The sequence below is a fragment of the Marmoricola sp. Leaf446 genome (genome assembly GCF_001424755.1).
Classification (GTDB): Bacteria; Actinomycetota; Actinomycetes; order Propionibacteriales; family Nocardioidaceae; genus Marmoricola.
Genome location: NZ_LMRF01000002.1, coordinates 112,361 through 133,875, shown reverse-complemented (window position 1 = coordinate 133,875; position 21,515 = coordinate 112,361). Strand labels below are relative to the sequence as shown.

The window sequence follows — 21,515 nt, the reverse complement described above, 5'->3', positions numbered from 1 at the left end:
ATGGCCACCTCACGGGCCGAACCTAGAGGAGAACACCGACAGGATCGGGGATTGTGACGCCTGTCTCAGGCGGTTCTCCCGGGCTCTCCTCCCGGGCTGTCGCCCCGGTCGCGTCTCAGGCGGTGCCGGTGCCGATCAGGCTGCCGATGGCGTAGGTCACCGCCATGGCCAGCAGTCCGCCGACCACCACCCGCGTCACCGCGGGTCGCACCGGCGCGTCGCCCGCCCGGGCGGAGAGGAGTCCGGTGAGGCCCAGCGCCAGCGTCACCGCGACGACCGTGACCACCGCGCGCAGGCCCGGGCCGAAGAGCAGGATCGTGAGCAGCGGCAGCAGCGCGCCGGCCGTGAACGACACCATCGAGGCCAGGGCCGCCTGCCACGGGCTGGTCAGGTCGTCGGGGTCGATGCCGAGCTCGACGTCGAGGTGGGCGCGCAGGGCGTCCTTCTCGGTCAGCTGCAAAGCCACCTCCCGCGCGAGCTCGTCGTCGAGGCCCTTCTGGCGGTAGAGGTCGATCAGCTCGGCCAGCTCCTCCTCGGGCTCCTCGCGCAGCTCGCGGGTCTCCTTGGCGACGAGCGCCTTCTCGGTGTCGCGCTGGGTGCTGACCGAGACGTACTCCCCCACCGCCATGCTCAGCGCGCCCGCCACGAGCCCGGCGATGCCGGCGACGAAGATCGTGTTGCGGTCGGTGGTCGCGCCCGCCACGCCCATGACCAGGCCGGCGACGCTGACGATGCCGTCGTTGGCGCCGAGCACCGCGGCTCGCAGCGCGTTGAGGCGTCCGCTGATGGAGTCGTCGTGGGGCTCGTGGTCGTGCTGCCCGGGCTCGGGGGTGCCGTCGGTGCGGGGTGCGGACGAGGTGGTCACCGCTCCATGGTGACGGTCACCGTTGCGGCGTACAACGAAGGTGAGGCTGGCCTGGGGCGGGGCAGGGTTCGGGGCAGTTTCCCCGGCCAACCGGTGAAACTGCCCCCGGAAAGCCGCATCCCGGGCACGAACGGGCAGTTTTGGGTCATCGCCCGCCCGTTTCGTCCCCTCAGCCGACCAGCTCCTCGACCCACGCGGGCACGGTCCGGGTGGCCGGGCCGCGATGGGAGGCGGCGAAGTCGCTGACCCGGGGGACCTCCAGGTTGAGCTCGAGGGTGTCGGCCCCGCAGCCGAGCGCGTAGTGGACGAAGGCCGCGGCCGGGTAGACCAGCCCGGAGGTGCCGATGGCGACGAACAGGTCGCAGTCGAGGAGGGCCTGCTCGACCAGGTGCGTGTCGTGGGGGACCTCGCCGAACCACACCACGTCGGGCCGGAGCCCGCGGGAGCCGCACGCCGGGCAGGGCGGGCGGTCGGCGAGGGTGGTCGTCCACTCGTGGCGGGCGTCGCACGCGGTGCACCACGCCGCGCGCAGCCGTCCGTGCAGGTGGTGGACCCGCCGGGAGCCGCCGCGCTCGTGGAGGTCGTCGACGTTCTGGGTGACGAGGTGGAGGTCGTCGCCGAGGTGCTCCTCGAGCCGCGCCAGCGCCCGGTGGGCGGCGTTGGGCTCGACGCGGGCCAGGGCGGCGCGGCGCTCGTCGTAGAAGCGCTGCACCAGGTCGGGGTCCGCGTCGTACGCCTCCGGGGTCGCGACCGTCATCGGGTCGTGGCCCTCCCACAGGCCGTCGGCGTCGCGGAAGGTCGGGAGCCCGCTCTCAGCGGAGATCCCGGCCCCGGTCAGCACCACGACGCGCACCGGCCCATGGTGCCGTACGCCGCGCCGCTCAGTCCTCCGGCAGCTCCGCGAAGGCCTGCTTGGCGCCGCGGTACCAGTCCATCGAGCGCTTCGGGTGCCGCCACCGCGCCTTCATCGCGTCGCGGGCCTCCTGGTGCGTCGCATCACCCGCCTTCTCGGCCTCCTTGAGGTGCCGGTCCTGGGCGTTGATGACGTCGTCGGCGGTCTCGCCGGTGTGCCCGAGGTCGCAGGGGCCGCCCAGCTGGCGGCAGGTCATGGTCCTCATCGTGGGTCCTCTCCGTCGCGGCCCGGACCGGTCGGCCCGGGCTCCTGCTCCTCCGACGCGTGGGACGCCGCAGGTGTGACCGTCGTACGCCGCGCCACCCGGCCCAGCAACCCGGGCTCGGCCCGGAACACGATCCCCCGCACCCGGCCGTCGGCCACGTCGAAGTCGAACACGACCCGGGCCTCGCCCCGGTGGAACCACGCGTAGCCGGGTCGGCCGTCGACGTGGACCGCCAACGCGGCGTGGGCGCTCCCGTCGAAGAACGCGGCGACCGCCTCGCGTCCGTCGATGCGCGACGGCGTGCCCGCCAGCACGGCCGCGTCGTCGGCCGTGACCCCCGCCCCGGGGGCCAGCAGCGTGAGCAGCCGGGCGAGGTCGCCGCCGCGCGCGGCGGCCATGAAGGCGTCGACGACCTCCCAGTCGGCCAGCGGGTCCTCGGCCGCGGGCTGCGCGACCTTGGCCCGGGCCCGCGAGGCGAGCTTGCGGGCGGCGGTCTCGCTGGTCGCGAGGACCGACGCGACCACGCCGAACTCGAAGCCGAAGCTGTCGTGCAGCACGAACGCGACCCGCTCCCGCGGGCTCAGCCGGTCGAGCACGACCTGCAGCGCGACCCCGACCGTCTCGGCGAGTGCCACCTCCTCGGCCGGGTCGGGGGCGGTCTCCCCCGGCTCGAGCTCCTCCTCGGGCACCGGCACCCGCGCCCGCAGCCGGTCCAGGCACAGCCGGGTCGTGACCGTGGTCAGCCAGGCGGCGAGGTTGTCGATCCCGGTGCCGGCCCGGTCGGTCCGGTCGAGCCGCAGCCACGCCTGCTGCACCACGTCCTCGGCCTCGTCCCGGTCGCCCAGCACCCGGGTCGCCAGCGCCACCAGGCGTGGCCGCTCGCCCTCGAACTGCGTCGTCACATCCATCGCGTCTCCTCGCTCCCACCCCTCCGACGCGTCGGAGGCGGACGGTGTGACCGGCCCGCGCGCGCGGCCCTCAGCCCGCCGGGTCCGTCGGCGGCTCGCCGCAGTCCCCCGCACCGCCGGGGTCCACCGTCGCGGTCGAGGAGTCCGGAGCGGTCCCGCCGGCGGTGACCCGGCGGCCGCTCCGGTTCACCAGGCAGAAGCCGAACCCAGCCGTCCCCGGGGCTTGGACCCCGGCGAAGTCCGGCGGCACGAACGGGACGTACCACCCGAGCTCCACCCCCGGCCGCAACCGGTCGTCGTCGACCGTCGCGACGCCCGCGTCGCTGCGCAGCCTCGCCTCGAGCGCGAACCGGCCCTCACCGTCGGACAGCGTCCGCAGCCGCACGGTGCGGGGCAGGCCGTCCTGGTCCTCGGCGAAGGAGCGGACGGCCTCCACGAGGGCGTCCGAGGTGGCCTCGAGGTCCGCGACCGCGGTCCCGCCCGGAGGGGTCTCCCGGGTGGCGCCGAGCTCCGGCGTGGTCCCGTCGCCGCCGCACCCGGCGAGCGCGAGCGCCGTGACCAGGCACAGCGCGGTCCCGGCGTACGGCGGACGGCGGCGGGCGACGGCCACGACGGGGCTCCCAGCGGGTCGGGGACGGGGACTCAGTAGTACCAGGGGAAGGGCGTCCAGTCGGGGTCGCGCTTCTCCAGGAACTGGTCACGGCCCTCCTGGGCCTCGTCGGTCATGTACGCCAGCCGCGTGGTCTCGCCGGCGAAGAGCTGCTGACCGACCAGGCCGTCGTCGATCGCGTTGAAGGCGTACTTGAGCATCCGCTGCGCCGTCGGGCTCTTGCCGTTGACCAGCCGGCCCCACTCCAGCGCGACCTGCTCGAGCTCGGCGTGCGGGACGGCCCGGTTGACCGTGCCCATCCGCACCCCGTCCTCGGCGGAGTACTCCTGGCCGAGGAAGAAGATCTCGCGGGCGACCTTCTGGCCCACCTGCCGCGCGAGGTACGCCGACCCGAAGCCGCCGTCGAAGGACCCGACGTCGGCGTCGGTCTGCTTGAAGCGTGCCTCCTCGGCGCTGGCCAGGGTCAGGTCGCAGACCACGTGCAGCGAGTGGCCACCTCCCGCCGTCCAGCCGGGGACGACGCAGATGACGACCTTGGGCATGAACCGGATCAGCCGCTGCACCTCCAGGATGTGCAGCCGCCCGAGCCGGGCCTGGTCGGCCGGCGTGCGGGCGTCGCTGGTGGCGCCGGCGGTGCCGTCCTCGTACTGGTAGCCCGCCCGCCCGCGGATCCGCTGGTCGCCGCCGGTGCAGAAGGCCCACTTGCCGTGGCGCTCGCCGGGCCCGTTGCCGGTCAGCAGCACGCACCCGACGTCGGCGGTGGTGCGCGCGTGCTCGAGCACGCGCAGCAGCTCGTCCACGGTGTGCGGCCGGAAGGCGTTGAGCACGTCGGGCCGGTCGAAGGCGACCCGGACGGTGCCGTGGGCGCGGGCCCGGTGGTAGGTCAGGTCGGCCAGGTCCTCGAAGCCGGGCACCTCGTCCCAGGCCGCCGGGTCGAAGATCTCGCTGACGCCCTCGATCGCACTCATGGGGCGACCCTAGAGCGGGTGGTGCTGGCGCGGACCTGCCAGGTCTGCTGTGCTGGACCGCATGGCGATCACCGGTGAGTACGTCCCCAGCAAGGCCCAGTGGGTCCGCGAGCAGGTCGAGCAGTTCGAGGCGAGCAACGGCCAGGAGGCCAACACGCTGCCCGGCACCGACTACCCGATCGTGGTCATCACCAACGTCGGCGCGAAGTCCGGCTACGTGCGCAAGACGCCGCTGATGCGGGTCGAGCGCGACGGCGTCTACGTCGCGATCGCCTCCAAGGGCGGCGCCCCGGAGCACCCCGAGTGGTACTTCAACTTCCTGGCCCACCCCGAGGTCGAGCTGCAGGACGGCTCGGAGAAGAAGACCTACCGCGCCGAGCTGGTCGAGGGCGAGGAGCGCGAGGACCTCTGGAGGCTCTCGGTCGACACGTGGTCGACGTACGCGTCGTACCAGGAGAAGACCGACCGCCAGATCCCGGTCTTCAAGCTCACGCCCGTCGACTGAGGAGGTCTGCTGCATGACGGCGCCCCCCGTCGCACAACGCTTCGTCGAAGCCATCGTGGCCAAGGACCGCGACGCGCTGCTGGAGCTGATGGCCCCGCGGGTCCGGATGCGCGGCATGGCCCCGGGACGCACCTGGGACTCCGACGACGCCACCACCCTCGTCGACGACGTGCTGCTCGGTGACTTCTTCGGCCCCCAGACGGAGATCACCGGCTGCCGGTGGTCGCGCACCGGCGCCGTCGAGGACGTCAACAGCGCGAGCTACCAGCTCGAGATGCGCAAGGACGGCGTCGACCTGGTGTGCGAGCAGCACACCTTCTTCGACGTCGAGGCCGGCCGGATCCACGCCCTGCACCTGATGTGCTCGGGCTTCCTCCCGCGCACCGGAGGCGGCGGCACGCTCGACTAGCGCGAGATCGACTGCGCCAGCGCCGCGAGGTGGCTGAGCCGGGCGATCTCCGAGGGCAGGATTTCCGGGCCGCCGCGCCGCACCATGACGATCATCTCGGTGCGGCCCAGCGCGCAGCCGGCCACCAGCATCTCGCCCAGCTCCTCGGGCACCTCGATCAGCGCGCCGCGCTCGAGGTCGGCGGGCCAGCGGATGTCAGGCGGGATCGTCGACGGCGCCGCCGAGGAGCCGTGGACCAGCTCGCCCCCGTCGCCCTTGCGCCGCACCCGCGCGGCCCAGTCGACCACGAAGGTCGCGGGCAGCAGGTCGACCAGGGTGTCGGGTGCCCGCGCGGGCTCCGAGGTCATCGCCTCGACCACCTCGAGGTCGCGGGTGAGGTTGGAGCCGGCGCCGTAGTGGGAGATCCAGAGCACGTCCACCCCCTCGAGCGCCGTGCAGGCCGAGATGATGCTGTCGGGCATCACGCCGTGGTCGGCGGCGAGGAAGACGTCGTCGACGGCCCGACCGTCGGCGGTGCGCTCGACGATCTCGATGGCGTCGATGTTGCCCCCCGCCGTACCGATCGCGGACGCCAGGCGTCCCAGCGACCCGGGCACGTCCGGCAGCGCCACCCGCAGCAGGTACGACATGAGGGCGACCCTACTGCGCTCGCGTGTCGCCCAGATGTCGCCGCCCGGCGGGCCCGGCGGGGACCCCTTCCCTAGGCTGCACCCATGAGCATCGTCCTCGTGACCGGCGCGACCGGCTTCATCGGCAGGCGGTTGGTGCCGGCCCTGATCGAGCAGGGCCACGAGGTCCGTGCCATGACCCGCCGCCCCGAGCAGTACGACGGCCCGGGCACGCCCGTCGGGGGCAACACCGACGAGCGCGACTCGCTGGACGAGCCGCTCGCGGGGGTGGAGGTCGCCTACTACCTCGTCCACTCCCTCGACGACGCCGACTTCGAGCGCAAGGACGCCCAGGCTGCGCGCAACTTCGCCGCCGCGGCCGCCGCGGCCGGGGTCCGCCAGATCGTCTACATGGGCGGCCTCGGCGACGACGGCGACCTCTCGGCCCACCTCCGCTCGCGCCGCGAGGTCGAGACCCTGCTCGGTGAGACCGGGGTCCCCGTCACGGTGCTGCGCGCGGCGATCGTGGTCGGCCACGGCGGCATCTCCTGGGAGATCACGCGCCAGCTGGTCAAGAACCTGCCCGCGATGGTGGTGCCCAAGTGGGCGGCGACCAAGACGCAGCCGATCGCGCTCGACGACGTCGTCCGCTACCTCGCCGGCGTCGCCGACCAGGACCTCGCGATGGGCCGCACCTTCGAGGTCGGCGGCCCCGACCAGCTGACCTACATCGACATGCTGCGGGTGGCCGCCGAGATCGAGACCGGTCGCCGGGTCCCGATCGTGAAGGTGCCGGTGCTCAGCCCCGGGTTGTCCTCGCGCTGGCTGGCGCTGGTCACCGACGTCGACGTCACCACCGGACGCAACCTGATCGACTCGATGGGCATCGAGGTCGTGGTCCGCGAGCAGTCGATCCGCGAGGTCGTGCCCGGCGAGCCGCTGGGCTACGAGGAGGCCGTGCGACGCGCCGTCAGCGACCGCGCCGCCGCCGAGAAGGGCGCCTGAGCGCTCAGGTCGCCGTGCCGAGGAAGATCAGCGGCAGCAGGTAGAGCATCGAGACCGACCAGGTCAGGTGGGTGATGATCGGCGCCAGGATGCCGCCGGTGGCCCGGCGCTGCAGCCCGACGATCACGCCCAGCACGATGGCGGCGAAGCCGAGCATCACGTTGCCGGTGGCCAGGGTCGCGACGGTGTAGGCCACGGTCGTGATCGCGACCTGGTGCTTGCGGATCGCGGCGTACATCGCCCCGCGGAAGAACAGCTCCTCGGCGATGCCGTTGAGCACGGTCACGACCAGCAGGACCCAGGCGTTGCCCTCGCGGGCGTACTCCAGGACGGTCTGGATGAACGGCGTCAGGTTGTCGTCGAGGAACGGCACCGCCCGGATCAGGAACGACCCGGCCACGAAGACGAGCACCAGCGCGGCCCCCAGCAGGAACGGCTGCACGACGGGGCGCGGGGCACGGGTGTCGGGCTGGGTTGGGACGCCGATCCGGCCGAGGTGGAGCGGGCCCGAGGTGAACGCGCCCACGGTCCAGACGCCCGCGAGGATCGCGGTGGCGGCGTAGAAGCGGTTGCTGTCGGTCGGCTCGATGAAGCCGAGGGTGTAGCCGAGCACGACCGCGCCGACCAGCACCACGACCACGCTCACGACCTGGCGGCGGCGGAACTCCCGGTCGGACTGGCGGTGGTCGCGCGGGGTCATGTCCCAGAGGCTCGAGCGCAGCGTGGTGCGCAGGCCCCGGACTGTCCGCATGCAGCGACCCTAACCGGGCCCCGGGCACGTGACCCCCGGGGCCGGTCGGTGGTCCCTCGTAGGGTCGGCGCATGACCTCGATCATGTGGTTCCGCCGCGACCTCCGGCTGCGGGACAACCCGGCGCTGCGGGCCGCCGCGTCCGACGGCCCGGTCCTGGGTCTGTTCGTCCTCGACCCCGTGCTGTGGCGCACCGCCGGCCACTCCCGCCGGGCGTGGCTCGCTGCCAACCTGCGCTCCCTCGACGACTCCATGGGGGGTCGGCTGTGCGTCCGCATCGGTGACCCGGCCTCGCTGGTGCCGTCCCTGGCCGAGGACGTCGGGGCCGAGCGGGTCCACGTCACCAACGACTCCACCCCCTACGCCCTGCGCCGCGACCGGGCCGTGGTCGACGCGCTGCCCCAGGGCGTCGAGGGCGTCGCCACCGGCACGCCGTACGCCGTGGCTCCCGGCACCGTGAAGAACGGCTCGGGCAACCCCTACAAGGTCTTCACCCCCTTCAGCCGGGCCTGGCGCGACGTCGGGTGGGACGACCCCGTCCAGGCGCCCCGCGGCGTGGACTGGGTCGACCACGACGACGACAAGCGCGTCGCCGCCCGCTTCGACAAGGCCCTCGAGGAGGCGCCCGAGACGATGCCGACCGCCGGCGAGGACGCCGCCTGGCGCCGGGCGCGGTCCTTCCTCGAGCACGACGTCGCCGACTACGACGACGCGCGCGACGACCCGGGCGCCGACCGCACCTCGCGGCTCTCGGCCTACCTCAAGTACGGCGTCCTGCACCCCCGCCAGCTGCTCGCCGAGACCCAGGGTCGGGGCGGCTCCGGGGCGCGGACCTTCGACACCGAGCTGTGCTGGCGCGACTTCTACGCCGACGTGCTGCACCACAACCCACGCTCGTCCTGGCACGACCTCAACCCGGTCAACGCGCTGACCTACGACGACCCGGGCGAGGACGTGGAGGCCTGGAAGCAGGGCCGCACCGGCTTCCCGATCGTCGACGCGGGGATGCGACAGCTGCTCCACGAGGGCTGGATGCACAACCGGGTGCGGATGATCACCGCCAGCTTCCTGACCAAGGACCTCCACGTGTGGTGGCCGGTCGGGGCCCGACACTTCCTGGACCACCTGATCGACGGCGACATCGCGTCCAACAACCACGGCTGGCAGTGGGTGGCCGGCACCGGCACCGACGCCTCGCCCTACTTCCGGGTCTTCAACCCGGTCACGCAGGGGCTGAAGTTCGACGCGTCCGGCGACTACGTCCGCCGCTGGGTCCCCGAGCTGCGCCACCTCGAGGGCAAGCAGGCGCACCAGCCCTGGGACGCCGAGGACGGCTACGCCCACGACTACCCCAGGCGCATCGTCGACCACGCCGAGGAGCGCCAGGAGGCGCTGGACCGCTACGGCCGTGGGCGCGACTGACCCTCCGGCGCACCGAGCGCGAAGGCGTCCACCACCTCGTGGCGGGCCTTGCCCCCGGGTCCCTCCCCGAGGTGGGAGGCGACCAGCGCCACCTCCTCGACGGTCCACGTCGGCCCGGCGTAGGTGTCCAGCACCCGCAGCCACCGGGTGGCCTCCACCGGCCGGGCGACGCGCGCGACGGTGAGGTGGGGCCGGAACCGCTGGCCGTCGACCTCGACGCCCGCCCCGCTCGCCGCGTGGCGGGCACCGACGGCCGTCCGCTCCAGCTCGACCGGGTCGGTCTCGACACCCGCGAAGAGCAGCCGGGCCCGCGCGGGGTTCGGGAACGCCCCGCCCCCGGCGAGCCGGGCCTCCACCGGCCGACGGCGCGAGGCCGCGGCGGCGAGCCGGTCGACCAGGGCGTCGTACGCCCGGTCGGGCACGTGCTCCATGAACGCCAGGGTGACGTGCCACTGCGCCACCGGGGTCCAGCGCAGCGGCCGCCCCTCGACCCGGGCCTCCTGGCGCGGGGCCAGGAACTCCTCGAGGTGCTCCAGCACCGCGGGCGGCGGCAGCACGGCGACGAACATCCGGGTCACGGCGCGAGTGTGGCACCGGGTGGGGAGGTGACGCGGGCCATACCGCCGTGAACTCCGGCGTGGGGCGGGTACGACGAGACCGGTCGACCTTTGGTTTGATCGTTCCAAATCCGCAACACCGAGGAGCACACGTGGAGATCTGGCCCGGCAAGGCCTACCCCCTGGGGGCGACGTTCGACGGCAGCGGCACCAACTTCGCCCTGTTCAGCGAGGTCGCCGAGCGCGTCGAGCTGTGCCTGTTCCAGGTGGCCCCGGGCGGCGGCGTCGAGGAGACCCGCATCGAGCTCACCGAGGTCGACGCCTACGTGTGGCACTGCTACCTGCCCACGGTGCAGCCCGGCCAGCGCTACGGCTACCGCGTGCACGGCCCGTGGGAGCCCGAGAAGGGCCTGCGCTGCAACCCGAACAAGCTGCTCCTGGACCCCTACGCCAAGGCGACCGCCGGCGAGATCGACTGGGACCAGTCGCTGTTCGGCTACGACTTCGACGACCCGGAGTCGCGCAACGACGACGACTCCGCCGAGCACATGACCCACGGCGTGGTGATCAACCCGTTCTTCGACTGGGAGGGCGACCGCGCGCTCGCGATCCCCTACAACGAGTCGGTCATCTACGAGGCCCACGTCAAGGGCATGACCCAGCTGCACCCCGACGTGCCCGAGGAGCTGCGCGGCACCTACGCCGGCCTCGCCCACCCGGCCGTGACCAGCCACCTCAAGCGGCTCGGCATCACCGCGATCGAGCTGATGCCGGTCCACCAGTTCGTGCAGGACAACACCCTGCTCGAGAAGGGGCTGCGCAACTACTGGGGCTACAACACCCTCGCCTTCCTGGCCCCCCACGCGTCGTACGCCGCGACGGGCGACCTGGGCCAGCAGGTGCAGGAGTTCAAGCAGATGGTGAAGTCGATGCACCAGGCGGGCATCGAGGTCATCCTCGACGTGGTCTACAACCACACCGCCGAGGGCAACCACCTCGGGCCGACGCTGAGCTTCAAGGGCATCGACAACCCGGCCTACTACCGCCTCGTCGACGACGACCAGCAGTACTACATGGACTACACGGGCACCGGGAACACCCTCAACGTGCGCCACCCGCACTCGCTGCAGCTGATCATGGACTCGCTGCGCTACTGGGTGACCGAGATGCACGTCGACGGCTTCCGCTTCGACCTCGCCGCCGCGCTGGCCCGCGAGTTCTACGACGTGGACCGGCTCGCGACGTTCTTCGAGCTCGTGCAGCAGGACCCGGTCGTGAGCCAGGTCAAGCTCATCGCCGAGCCCTGGGACGTCGGCCCCGGCGGCTACCAGGTCGGCAACTTCCCGCCCCAGTGGACCGAGTGGAACGGCGCCTACCGCGACACCGTCCGCGACTTCTGGCGCGGCGAGCCCGACCTCGGCGACTTCGCCTCCCGGCTGGCCGGCTCCTCGGACTTCTACGAGAACTCCGGTCGCCGTCCCTTCGCCAGCATCAACTTCGTCACCGCCCACGACGGCTTCACGCTCGCCGACCTGGTGTCCTACAACGAGAAGCACAACGACGCCAACGGCGAGGACAACAACGACGGCGAGAGCCACAACCGCTCCTGGAACCACGGCGCGGAGGGCCCGACCGACGACCCGGAGGTCCGCGCGCTGCGGGCCCGCGACCAGCGCAACGTGCTCGCCACGCTGCTGCTGAGCCAGGGCGTGCCGATGATCCTGCACGGCGACGAGATGGGACGCACCCAGGGCGGCAACAACAACACCTACGCCCAGGACTCCGAGATCTCCTGGATGCACTGGGACGCCGCCGACAAGCCGCTCATCGACTTCACCGCGGCGCTGATCCGGCTGCGGCTGCGGCACCCGACCTTCCGCCGCAAGCAGTTCTTCACCGGCGAGGCCGTCAAGGACGGCGAGCGCCTCGACGACATCGTGTGGCTGCACCCCGACGGTCGCGTCATGGAGGACGGCGACTGGAGCGACGGGCTGCGCAGCGTCGGCATGTACCTCAACGGCGACGGCATCGCGGGCCGCGACTCCCGCGGCAACCCGGTGGTCGACGACGACTTCCTGCTGTTCTTCAACGTCGGCGACGCGGTGACGCTCACGCTGCCCCCGCAGGAGTACTCCCCGGCCTGGGACGTCGTGGTCGACACCGGCGGGGTGGCCGACAGCGGTCGGTCCTACGCCGCGGGCGACACCGTCGAGCTGCACGCCCGCTCCATCCTGGTGCTGCGCGAGCACCACGAGCCCGAGCGCGAGCCCGACCACTCGGTCGCGGCCTCGCTCGCGGTGCAGGGCGGCGGCGCCAGCAACATCGACACCAGCGAGAACGCTCCGCTCGCCGGCCCCGGTCAGCAGGCGGGGTCCCTCCTGTGACACCCCCTGCAAGCGTGCCGGCGAGCACCTACCGGTTCCAGGTCACCGCCAACCTCGACCTCGCCGAGGTCGCCCGCCGGCTGCCCTACCTGCACGACCTCGGCATCGACTGGGTCTACCTCTCCCCGCTGCTCCAGGCCGAGCCCGGCAGCGACCACGGCTACGACGTCGTCGACCCCACCCGGGTCGACGCGTCGCGCGGCGGCCCCGAGGGGCTGGCCGCGGTGGCGGCGGAGGCCCACCGGCTCGGCATGGGCGTGCTCGTCGACGTGGTGCCCAACCACGTCGGCGTCGCCACCGCGTCGGCGAACCCGTGGTGGTGGGACCTGCTGCAGCACGGCCGGGACTCGGCGTACGCGTCGTACTTCGACGTCGACTGGGAGGCCGGCGACGGCCGCCTGCTCGTGCCCGTGGTCGGCGACGACGACGAGGACGCCGTCCAGGTGGCGCAGGGCGAGGTCCGCTACCACGACCACCGCTTCCCGATGGCGCCCGGGACGACGACGCTCGAGGAGCAGCACTACCGCCTCGTGCACTGGCGCCGCGGCGACGCCGAGCTCAACTACCGCCGGTTCTTCACCGTCACCACGCTCGCCGGCGTCCGCGTCGAGGACGCCGACGTCTTCGACGCCGCGCACGTCGAGGTCGCCCGCTGGTTCGACGAGGGGCTGGTCGACGGGCTCCGGGTCGACCACCCCGACGGCCTGCGCGACCCCGGCGCCTACCTCGACGACCTGGCCCGCCTCACCGGCGGCTCCTACGTGCTCGTCGAGAAGATCCTCGAGCCCGGCGAGGAGCTGCCCACCTCGTGGGCCACCGCCGGCACCACGGGGTACGACGTGCTGGCGCTGCTCGACCGGGTGCTGACCGACCCGGCCGGCGAGGCCCCGCTGACCGCGCTCGACGCCCGGCTGCGCGGCCTGCCCGGCACCGACGAGGACTGGGACGAGCTCGTCCACGACAGCAAGCGCGCCGTCGCGACGGGTGGCCTGCTGGCCGAGACCCGCCGGATCGTCCGCGAGCTCCCCGAGCCGCTCCGGACCCGGCTGACGCCCGTCGTCGCCGAGGACGCCGTGGCCGAGGCGCTGACCTGCTTCCCGGTCTACCGCTCCTACCTGCCGCTCGGGCGCGAGCACCTCGACGAGGCGCTCGCCCTGGCCCGGCGGCACCGGCCCGACCTGGCCGACGTGCTCGACCTGCTGGCGCCCGTGCTGGCCGACCCCGAGGCCCCGGCCGCGCGACGCTTCCAGCAGACCAGCGGCATGGTGATGGCCAAGGGAGTCGAGGACAGCTCGTTCTACCGCTGGTCGCGGCTGACCGCGCACGACGAGGTGGGCGGCGACCCGGGCACCTTCGTGGTGACGCCGTCGGACTTCCACGCTGCGATGGTCGAGCGCCAGGCCACGTGGCCGACCGCGATGACCACGCTGAGCACCCACGACACCAAGCGCGGCGAGGACGTCCGCGCCCGGGTCCTGGCCCTGGCCGAGGTCCCCCAGGTGTGGGAGGAGGCACTGGGCCGGCTGCTCGAGCTGGCGCCCGTGCCCGACGAGGGGTTCGCCAACCTGCTCTGGCAGGCCGTGGTCGGCGCCTGGCCGGCCCGCGTGGACGGCGCCCCGCCCTCCGACCTGCGCGCGCGCCTGTCGGCGTACGCCGAGAAGGCGATGCGCGAGGCCGGCGACCGCACCACCTGGACCGACCCCGACGAGGAGTTCGAGGCGGCCGTGCACGCCGCCGTCGACGCGGCCTTCGACGACCCGGCCGTGGCCGGGCTGGTCACCGACCTGGTGGCCCGGCTCGCCGACGCCGGCTGGAGCAACGCGCTGAGCGCCAAGCTGGTCGCGATCACCGCGCCGGGCGTGTGCGACGTCTACCAGGGCAGCGAGCTGTGGGAGCAGAGCCTGGTCGACCCCGACAACCGGCGCCCGGTCGACCTCGACCGCCGCGCCGAGCTGCTGGCCGGCCTCGACGCCGCTGCCGCCGTCCCCGCCGCGCCGTCGGGCCCCGACGACGAGGGGCTGGCCAAGCTCTGGGTCACCGCGACCGCGCTGCGGCTGCGCCGCGACCGGTCCGAGCTGTTCGGGGACTACGCCCCGCTCACCGCGACCGGGCCCGCCGCCGACCACGTGCTCGCCTTCGACCGCGGCGGCGCCGTCACCCTCGCCACGCGGCTCCCGCTCGGCCTGGCCGAGACCGGCTGGGGCGAGACCGTCGTCGAGCTGCCCGGGGGACACTGGCGCGACGTGCTGGGCACGGCCACCGGCCTGAGCGGGTCGGTGCCGGTCGGCACGCTGCTGACCGGGCTCCCGGTCGCGCTGCTGGTGAGGGAGGACCGAGATGGTGCGTGACCGCTTCGACGTCTGGGCGCCCGACGCCGACCGGGTGCGGCTGTCCGTCGTGGTCGACGGGGCCGAGCAGGTGCTGTCGATGCGGCAGGGCGAGGACGGCTGGTGGACGGCCGAGGACGCGCCGACCGCGGCGGTCGTCGACTACGGCTACCTCGTCGACGACGACGAGACCCCCAAGCCCGACCCGCGCTCGCGCTGGCAGCCCGAGGGCGTGCACGCCCGCTCGCGCACCTTCGACGCCGGCGACTTCGCGTGGACCGACCAGGGGTGGACCGGCCGCCAGCTCGCCGGTTCGGTCGTCTACGAGCTCCACCTCGGCACCTTCACGCCCGAGGGCACCCTCGACTCCGCGATCGAGCGGCTCCCGCACCTCGTCGACCTCGGCGTCGACCTGGTCGAGCTGCTGCCCGTCAACGCGGTCAACGGCACCCACAACTGGGGCTACGACGGCGTGCTCTGGTACGCCGTCCACGAGCCCTACGGCGGGCCCGCGGCGTACCAGCGGTTCGTCGACGCCTGCCACGCCCACGGCCTCGGCGTCGTGCAGGACGTCGTCTACAACCACCTCGGGCCGTCCGGGAACTACCTCCCGGTCTTCGGGCCCTACCTGCACGCCACCGGCCAGAACAGCTGGGGCTCCTCGCTCAACCTCGACGGTGAGGGGTCGGCGGAGGTGCGCCGCTACGTGCTCGACAACGCGGCGATGTGGCTGCGCGACTTCCACGTCGACGCCCTGCGCCTCGACGCCGTCCACGCGCTGGCCGACACCTCGATCACCCACCTGCTCGAGGAGCTCGCGACCGAGGTCGACGCGCTGTCGGCCCACCTGCGACGCCCGCTGACGCTGATCGCCGAGAGCGACCTCAACGACACCCGGATGGTCACCCCGCGCGAGGCCGGCGGACGCGGCATCCACGCGCAGTGGAGCGACGACTTCCACCACGCCGTGCACGTGGCGCTGACCGGGGAGACGAGCGGCTACTACGGCGACTTCGCGCCGCTGTCGGCGCTGGCCAAGGTGTGCGAGCGGGGCTTCCTGCACGACGGCACCTGGTCGAGCTTCCGCGGCGCCCGCCACGGCCGCCCCGTCGACACCGCCGCGATGCCCACCTGGCGGCTCGTGGTCGCCAACCAGAACCACGACCAGATCGGCAACCGCGCCGTCGGCGACCGGCTCGCCGCCACCCTCGACGACGACCAGCTGGTCTGCGCGGCGCTGCTGACGCTGGCCGGCCCGTTCACGCCGATGCTGTTCCAGGGCGAGGAGTGGGCGGCCTCGACGCCGTTCCAGTTCTTCACCTCCCACCCCGAGCCCGAGCTCGCCGAGGCGGTCCGCACCGGGCGCCGGTCGGAGTTCGCGAGCCACGGCTGGGGCGAGCAGGAGGTGCCCGACCCGCAGGACCCGGCGACCTACGACCGGTCCGAGCTCGACTGGTCGGAGCTCACCTCGGGTCGTCACGCGGTCGTGCTGGCGGCCTACCGCGAGCTCGGCCGGCTGCGGCGCGTCGTGCCCGACCTGACCGACCCGTCCTTCGGCGCGGTCTCCTGCACCGCCGACGAGGAGTCGCGGGTCTTCACGCTGCGCCGCGGCGCGACGCTGATGGTGGTCAACTTCGGCTCCTCCCCGGCCTCGGTGCCGCTCTCCGGTCCCGCCGAGCAGCTCTTCGCCACCCCGTCCGGCGTCACGCTGCAGACCGACCGGGTAGACGTACCTGCTCACGGTGGGGTGCTGCTGCGGGTCGGGTGAGCGGCTGCTGGTTCCCCGGACGTCCGGGGAATCTGGTGCTCGGCAGGTGTTGCGATGCCCGCCAAGCACCAGCAAAGGCTGCCGAGTCGTACGCCGGGGGGCGGACGGCCCGTCGCGCACCGGACCGACCACCCCCGCGGTCGGCGAGACTCGTCCCGTGATCGTCGTACGCCGCGCTGCCGCCGCCCTCGTCGCGGCCGCCCTGGCGATGCTGGCCGCGTGCGGCGGCACCGACCCTCCGGAGGCGACGCCGACGCCCAGCCCGACCACGAGCCCGAGCAGCCCGGCCCCGACCAGCCCAGCCCCGTCGACCAGCCCGACGGACACCCCGACCCGGACGCCCGCCCCCGACCCGGCGCCCGGCACCGTCCCGCCCGCCTGGCTCGGCACCCGGGTGCTGCCGCTGCAGGAGAACGGATTCGGGGTGGTGCGCCCGACCCCGCCCGAGCTGCGCGTACGACGCTTCACGCTGCCGGACACCCTGGGCCCCCTGCCCGGCCGGGGGTTCGCCTCCCGGGTGGTCAGCCCGACGCCGCAGCGAGTCGTGAGGCGCTCGACCTGGCGGCCCGGCTGCCCCGTCGGGCCGGCCGACCTGGCCTGGGTGCGACTGACCTTCCGCGGGTTCGACGGCGAGCGGCACACGGGCGAGCTGTTGGTCGCCGCCCGGGTGGCCGAGGACCTGGTCGGCGTCTTCCGCCGGCTGTGGGAGGCACGCTTCCCGATGGAGGAGCTGCGGATCACCCGGCGCGACGAGCTGGACGCCCCGCCGACCGGCGACGGCAACACCACGGGCGCGCTCGCCTGCCGCCCGGTGCGCGGGTCGAGCGTCACCAGCCAGCACGCCCTGGGCCTGGCCGTCGACGTCAACCCGTTCCAGAACCCCTACCGGCGCGGCGACGACGTGCTGCCGGAGCTCGCCTCGGCGTACCTCGACCGCGACCGGGTGCGACCCGGCGTGATCACGCCCGACGGGCCGGTCGTGGCGGCGTTCGCCGCGATCGGGTGGGAGTGGGGCGGCGACTGGCGCACCTTGGAGGACTACCAGCACTTCAGCGAGAACGGTCGCTAGACCTCTGCCGGGCCGCCGCCGGCCGGTCCTTGACGCCCACGGGGGCACCACCGAGGGTGGTGCACGTCACACCGACCCCGAGGAGAGCGTCATGAGCGTGTTCGACCTGACCGGCCGCAAGGCGTTCGTCACCGGAGCCGCCCAGGGCCTCGGCGAGGGTATGGCCAAGGCGCTGGCGGCCGCCGGCGCCCGCGTCGTCGTGGCCGACCTCCAGGAGGACGTGGGCCGGGCCGTGGCCGAGGCGCTGCCGGGCGAGGGCCACGGCTTCGTGCGCCTCGACGTGACCGACGACGCCGGCTGGGAGAGCGCGGTGGCCGAGGCCGCCGGGCTGCTCGGGGGCCTCGACGTGCTCGTCAACAACGCGGGTGTGGAGATCACCAGCCTGATCACCGAGGTCGAGGCGGCCGACGTCCGCACCATGCTCGAGGTCAACGTGCTCGGCACGACCCTCGGCCTCAAGCACGGCCTGCGCGCGATGCGACCGGGTGGCGTCGCCGGCCAGGGCGGCGCGATCGTCAACGTCGCCTCGGTGGCCGCGACCATCGCCTTCCCGGGCATCTCGGTCTACTCCGCCACCAAGTCGGCCGTCGACCGGCTCACCCGGGTCGCCGCCACGGAGGCCGGCAAGCTCGGCTACGGCGTCCGGGTCAACTGCGTCTACCCCGGCCTGGTGCCGACCGCGATGGGCGCCGGCCTGGCCAACGACGTGGCCGAGATCGGGCTGTTCCCCTCCGCCGAGGAGGCGGTCGGCGCCGTCGTCGAGCTGACCCCGGCCGGACGCCTGGGCACCGTGGAGGACATGGCCGACGCGGTCGTGTTCCTGGCCTCCGACGCCGCGCGCTTCGTCACCGGCGCCGGGCTGCCCGTCGACGGCGGGATGGGCATGTGAGGACCCCGGCCCGGACCGCGTACGCCGGGGGCTGACCCGTGCGGCTGTGCGACTACCTCGACAAGGGCGCCTCGCTCGGGCCCGACGCACCCTGCCTGACCACCGACGGCACCAGCGCGTCGTACGCCGAGACGCAGGCGCTCTCGCACCGGATCGCGGCGTCCCTGGTCGCCCTCGACGTCGCCCCCGGCGCGAGCGTCGCGATCCTCTCGGCCAACGACCCCGTCGCGTTCACCACCGTGTTCGGCATCAGCCGGGCCGGGGCCACCTGGTGCCCGGTCAACCCCCGCAACGAGGCGGCCGAGAACCATGAGCTGCTCGAACTCTACGGCTGCCGGGTGCTGGTCTTCCAGGTCGCGTTCGCCCCGCTGGTGGCCGCTATCCGCGACGACCTGCCGCAGCTGGCCCACCTGGTGTGCCTCGACGGCGAGGTCGGGGGCGCGCTGTCGTGGCAGGAGTTCCTCGCGAGGGGCGCCGACGCGCCGATCGACACCCCGCCCGCGCGGGCCGACGACGTGGCGATGCTCGTCGGCACCGGGGGCACCACCGGCCGACCCAAGGGCGTGATGCTGACCCAGCGCAACCTGGAGACGATGACGGCGCTGACCCTGATGAGCTACCCGTTCGAGGGGCGGCCGACCTACCTCGCGCTCGCGCCCCTCACCCACGCCGCCGGCGTGCTCTGCTTCCCGGTGCTCGCCCTGGGTGGCGAGGTCGTGGTGATGCGCAGCCCCGACGTCGGGGGCTTCCTCGACCTGCTGGAGCGGCACCGGGTGACCCACACCTTCCTGCCGCCGACGCTGGTCTACCTCGTGCTCGGGCACCCGCGGCTGGACGCCACGGACCTCTCGGCGCTGCAGTGCTTCTGGTACGGCGCCGCGCCGATGTCGACCACCCGGCTGGAGGAGGCGCTGCGGCGGATCGGGCCGATGGGACAGCTGTTCGGGCAGACCGAGGCGCCGATGATGATCTCGACGATGGCCCCGGCCGACCACTACCGCGCCGACGGCTCGGTCGCGACCGAGCGGCTGGCCTCGGCCGGTCGACCGACCCCGCTGGTGCAGCTGGGCGTGATGGCCGAGGACGGGGGGTTGCTCCCCGTCGGGGAGCGTGGCGAGATCGTGGTGCGCGGGTCGCTGGTGATGGCGGGCTACCACCGCGACCCCGAGGCCACCGCGGAGGCCTCGCGCCACGGGTGGCACCACACCGGCGACATCGGCTACCTCGACGAGGACGGCTACCTGTTCGTCGTCGACCGGGCCAAGGACATGATCATCACCGGCGGCTTCAACGTGTACTCCACCGAGGTCGAGCAGGCGCTGCTCGCCCACCCCGCCGTCCTCGACTGCGCCGTGGTCGGCCGTCCCGACGAGAAGTGGGGCGAGCGGGTGGAGGCGGTGGTGCAGCCGCACCCCGGCGCCGAGGTCGACCCCGACGAGGTGCGGGCCTTCGTCAAGGCGCGGATCGGCTCGGTCAAGACGCCCAAGCAGGTCCACGTCTGGCCCGACCTGCCGCGCTCCAAGGTGGGCAAGGTCCTCAAGAACGAGGTCAAGGCCGGCCTCTGAGGCTCAGCCGCCGAGCAGGTCCTCGAACGACCCCATCGCGGCGACGTCGCGGTCGAACTGGTCGAGCCGCTCGGCCTGGGCCCGGGGACCGACGAGCCGGTCGACGAGCTCGCCGGCCGCACGGTCGATCCGGGTGCGCAGGGCGCTGTCGGCGCCCCCGCGCGCCCAGTCCTCGCTGGCGGCGAAGACACCGGTCGGGAGCACCGCCGCGTGCAGGTAGGAGAACAGCGGCCGCAGCGCGTGGTCGAGCACGAGGCTGTGGCGGGCGGTGCCCGCCGTGGCCGCGACCAGGACCGGCACCCCGTCCAGGGTGCCCCGCTCCAGGACGTCGAAGAAGGTCTTGAACAGCCCGCTGTAGGACGCGCTGAACACCGGCGTCACCGCCACGACGGCGTCGGCCGCCGCGACCTGGGCCTGCGCCGTCGCGACCTCGCCGCTGGCGAAGCCGGTCAGCAGCGCGTCGGTGAGGCCGTGGGCCAGGGCCCGCAGCTCGACGTGCTGGACCTCGACGACGGCACCCCGCTCGGTCGCGACCCGGGTGGTCGCCTCGGCGAGCAGGTCGGCGAGCAGCTTGGTCGAGGAGGGGTCGGACAGCCCGGCCGAGACGACCACGACCCGGCGTACGTCGACCGCCCGGCCGGCCCCGCCGGGCGCACCCGGCGAGGTCCGACGGAACGGGATCGGGTCGCTCATGCCGCGCTCCCCGAGGCCGAGGCGGCCGGGGTCTGCGTCGGGACGGCGGCCAGGCCGAGCTCGGTGCGCAGCGAGGCCACGACCTCGCCGAGCAGGTCGAGCTGGTGCAGGACCGTGCTCAGCGGCAGCCCGGCGTGGTCGATCAGGAAGAGCTGGCGCTGGTAGTCGCCGGCGTACTCCCGGAACGACAGGGTGCGCTCGACGACCTCGGCCGGGGTGCCGACGGTCAGCGGGGTCTGCCGGGTGAAGTCCTCGAGCGAGGGACCGTGGCCGTAGACGGGCGCGTTGTCGAAGTAGGGCCGGAACTCGTTCACGGCCTGCTCGTGGGTGCGGCCGAGGTAGACCTGGCCACCGAGCCCGACCACGGCGTCCTCGGCGCGGCCGTGGCCGTAGTGCTCGAAGCGCTGGCGGTAGAACTCGACCATCCGCGCGGTGTGCGAGGCGGGCCAGAAGATGTGGTTGGAGAAGAACCCGTCGCCGTAGTAGGCCGCCTGCTCGGCGATCTCGGGGCTGCGGATCGAGCCGTGCCAGACGAACGGCGCCTCGCCGTCGAGCGGCCGCGGCGTCGCGGTGAAGCCCTGCAGCGGCGTGCGGAACTTGCCCTGCCAGTCGACGTTCTCCTCGCGCCACAGGCGGTGGAGCAGCGCGTAGTTCTCGATCGCCAGCGGGATGCCCTCGCGGATGTCCTTGCCGAACCAGGGGTAGACCGGGCCGGTGTTGCCGCGGCCGAGCATGAGGTCCATCCGGCCGTCGAGCAGGTGCTGCAGCGTGGCGTAGTCCTCGGCGATGCGCACCGGGTCGGTGGTGGTGATAAGCGTGGTGCTGGTCGAGAGCTTGATCCGCTCGGTCTGCGCCCCGATGTAGGCCATGGTCGTCGTGGGCGAGCTCGCGACGAAGGGCGGGTTGTGGTGCTGGCCGACCGCGACGACGTCGAGCCCGACCTCCTCGGCCTTGCGGGCGATCTCGACGGTGGCCTTGATCCGCTCGTGCTCGGTCGGGGTCCGGCCCGTCGTGGGGTCGGTGGTGACGTCGCCGACGGTGAAGATGCCGAACTCCATGGGTGCCTCCGGTGCGCTGGTAGTTGCTGGCTCAACT

The 21,515-nt window shown here is 73.5% G+C and carries 21 protein-coding genes; 10 read left to right on the top strand and 11 right to left on the bottom strand.

Annotation, left to right across the window (positions count from 1 at the left end; translation table 11 throughout):
* Positions 1–115: 115 nt before the first annotated feature.
* The 6 genes from ASG49_RS08705 to ASG49_RS08680 all read right to left on the bottom strand — a co-directional run bounded on the left by ASG49_RS08705 (position 116) and on the right by ASG49_RS08680 (position 4,469).
* On the bottom strand, positions 116–865 hold the full coding sequence (locus ASG49_RS08705; RefSeq protein WP_056540335.1) for a VIT family protein: 750 nt from the start codon (positions 863–865) through the stop codon (positions 116–118).
* A gap of 169 nt (positions 866–1,034) precedes the next feature.
* On the bottom strand, positions 1,035–1,718 hold the full coding sequence (locus tag ASG49_RS08700; protein WP_056540332.1) for an NAD-dependent deacylase: 684 nt from the start codon (positions 1,716–1,718) through the stop codon (positions 1,035–1,037).
* 28 nt (positions 1,719–1,746) lie between these two features.
* The gene (locus ASG49_RS08695; protein ID WP_056540329.1) at positions 1,747–1,983 is read right to left on the bottom strand and encodes a hypothetical protein; all 237 of its coding nucleotides are present in this window, start codon (positions 1,981–1,983) and stop codon (positions 1,747–1,749) included.
* A complete protein-coding gene (locus tag ASG49_RS08690; RefSeq protein WP_082533960.1) occupies positions 1,980–2,891 on the bottom strand; it encodes a sigma-70 family RNA polymerase sigma factor in 912 nt (303 codons plus the stop codon). The genes ASG49_RS08695 and ASG49_RS08690 overlap by 4 nt, the downstream gene beginning before the upstream one ends.
* A 70-nt stretch (positions 2,892–2,961) precedes the next feature.
* Entirely contained in the window at positions 2,962–3,501 is a 540-nt protein-coding gene (locus tag ASG49_RS08685) for a hypothetical protein (protein WP_056540326.1), read from the bottom strand.
* Between the two features lie 32 nt (positions 3,502–3,533).
* Positions 3,534–4,469, bottom strand: a complete 936-nt coding sequence (locus ASG49_RS08680; protein ID WP_056540323.1) for a 1,4-dihydroxy-2-naphthoyl-CoA synthase — start codon at positions 4,467–4,469, stop codon at positions 3,534–3,536.
* Positions 4,470–4,530: 61 nt separating this feature from the next.
* Here ASG49_RS08680 and ASG49_RS08675 point away from each other — a divergent pair, with 61 nt between their 5' ends.
* Positions 4,531–4,974, top strand: coding sequence for a nitroreductase family deazaflavin-dependent oxidoreductase (locus tag ASG49_RS08675; RefSeq protein ID WP_056541181.1), 444 nt, complete (start codon positions 4,531–4,533; stop codon positions 4,972–4,974).
* Between the two features lie 13 nt (positions 4,975–4,987).
* Positions 4,988–5,383, top strand: coding sequence for a hypothetical protein (locus ASG49_RS08670; RefSeq protein ID WP_056540320.1), 396 nt, complete (start codon positions 4,988–4,990; stop codon positions 5,381–5,383).
* Here the strand turns inward: ASG49_RS08670 and ASG49_RS08665 are convergent.
* The gene (locus ASG49_RS08665) at positions 5,380–6,012 is read right to left on the bottom strand and encodes a hypothetical protein (protein WP_056540315.1); all 633 of its coding nucleotides are present in this window, start codon (positions 6,010–6,012) and stop codon (positions 5,380–5,382) included. The genes ASG49_RS08670 and ASG49_RS08665 overlap by 4 nt on opposite strands.
* An 84-nt stretch (positions 6,013–6,096) precedes the next feature.
* On the opposite strand from ASG49_RS08665, the gene ASG49_RS08660 reads away from it, so the two are divergent.
* Positions 6,097–6,996 (top strand): NAD(P)H-binding protein, encoded by a 900-nt coding sequence (locus ASG49_RS08660; protein ID WP_056540313.1) that lies wholly within the window; start codon positions 6,097–6,099, stop codon positions 6,994–6,996.
* Positions 6,997–7,000: 4 nt separating this feature from the next.
* On the opposite strand, the gene ASG49_RS08655 is transcribed toward ASG49_RS08660, so the two are convergent.
* The gene (locus ASG49_RS08655; protein ID WP_082533959.1) at positions 7,001–7,747 is read right to left on the bottom strand and encodes a CPBP family intramembrane glutamic endopeptidase; all 747 of its coding nucleotides are present in this window, start codon (positions 7,745–7,747) and stop codon (positions 7,001–7,003) included.
* A gap of 71 nt (positions 7,748–7,818) precedes the next feature.
* Here ASG49_RS08655 and ASG49_RS08650 point away from each other — a divergent pair, with 71 nt between their 5' ends.
* The gene (locus tag ASG49_RS08650; RefSeq protein WP_056540310.1) at positions 7,819–9,168 is read left to right on the top strand and encodes a deoxyribodipyrimidine photo-lyase; all 1,350 of its coding nucleotides are present in this window, start codon (positions 7,819–7,821) and stop codon (positions 9,166–9,168) included.
* Here ASG49_RS08650 and thpR read toward each other — a convergent pair.
* A complete protein-coding gene (gene thpR / locus ASG49_RS08645; protein WP_056540307.1) occupies positions 9,147–9,737 on the bottom strand; it encodes an RNA 2',3'-cyclic phosphodiesterase in 591 nt (196 codons plus the stop codon). The genes ASG49_RS08650 and thpR overlap by 22 nt on opposite strands.
* 140 nt (positions 9,738–9,877) lie before the next feature.
* Here thpR and glgX point away from each other — a divergent pair, with 140 nt between their 5' ends.
* The 6 genes from glgX to ASG49_RS08615 all read left to right on the top strand — a co-directional run bounded on the left by glgX (position 9,878) and on the right by ASG49_RS08615 (position 19,727).
* Complete coding sequence (glgX, locus tag ASG49_RS08640; protein WP_056540304.1) at positions 9,878–12,109, top strand: glycogen debranching protein GlgX; 2,232 nt, start codon at positions 9,878–9,880, stop codon at positions 12,107–12,109.
* Positions 12,110–12,123: 14 nt separating this feature from the next.
* Entirely contained in the window at positions 12,124–14,457 is a 2,334-nt protein-coding gene (treY, locus tag ASG49_RS08635; protein ID WP_056540300.1) for a malto-oligosyltrehalose synthase, read from the top strand.
* A complete protein-coding gene (gene treZ, locus ASG49_RS08630; protein WP_056540296.1) occupies positions 14,447–16,204 on the top strand; it encodes a malto-oligosyltrehalose trehalohydrolase in 1,758 nt (585 codons plus the stop codon). The genes treY and treZ overlap by 11 nt, the downstream gene beginning before the upstream one ends.
* 157 nt (positions 16,205–16,361) lie before the next feature.
* A complete protein-coding gene (locus ASG49_RS08625) occupies positions 16,362–17,273 on the top strand; it encodes a M15 family metallopeptidase (protein ID WP_235561987.1) in 912 nt (303 codons plus the stop codon).
* A 91-nt stretch (positions 17,274–17,364) separates the two neighbouring features.
* Positions 17,365–18,162 (top strand): SDR family NAD(P)-dependent oxidoreductase, encoded by a 798-nt coding sequence (locus ASG49_RS08620; RefSeq protein WP_056540293.1) that lies wholly within the window; start codon positions 17,365–17,367, stop codon positions 18,160–18,162.
* A 38-nt stretch (positions 18,163–18,200) separates the two neighbouring features.
* Complete coding sequence (locus ASG49_RS08615) at positions 18,201–19,727, top strand: long-chain fatty acid--CoA ligase (protein ID WP_056540290.1); 1,527 nt, start codon at positions 18,201–18,203, stop codon at positions 19,725–19,727.
* Positions 19,728–19,730: 3 nt separating this feature from the next.
* On the opposite strand, the gene ASG49_RS08610 is transcribed toward ASG49_RS08615, so the two are convergent.
* Positions 19,731–20,420: a CE1759 family FMN reductase gene (locus ASG49_RS08610; RefSeq protein ID WP_082533958.1), complete on the bottom strand. Its 690-nt coding sequence runs from the start codon at positions 20,418–20,420 to the stop codon at positions 19,731–19,733.
* Positions 20,417–21,478 (bottom strand): CE1758 family FMN-dependent luciferase-like monooxygenase, encoded by a 1,062-nt coding sequence (locus ASG49_RS08605; RefSeq protein WP_056540287.1) that lies wholly within the window; start codon positions 21,476–21,478, stop codon positions 20,417–20,419. Before ASG49_RS08605 ends, ASG49_RS08610 begins: the two co-directional genes overlap by 4 nt.
* Positions 21,479–21,515 lie beyond the last annotated feature (37 nt).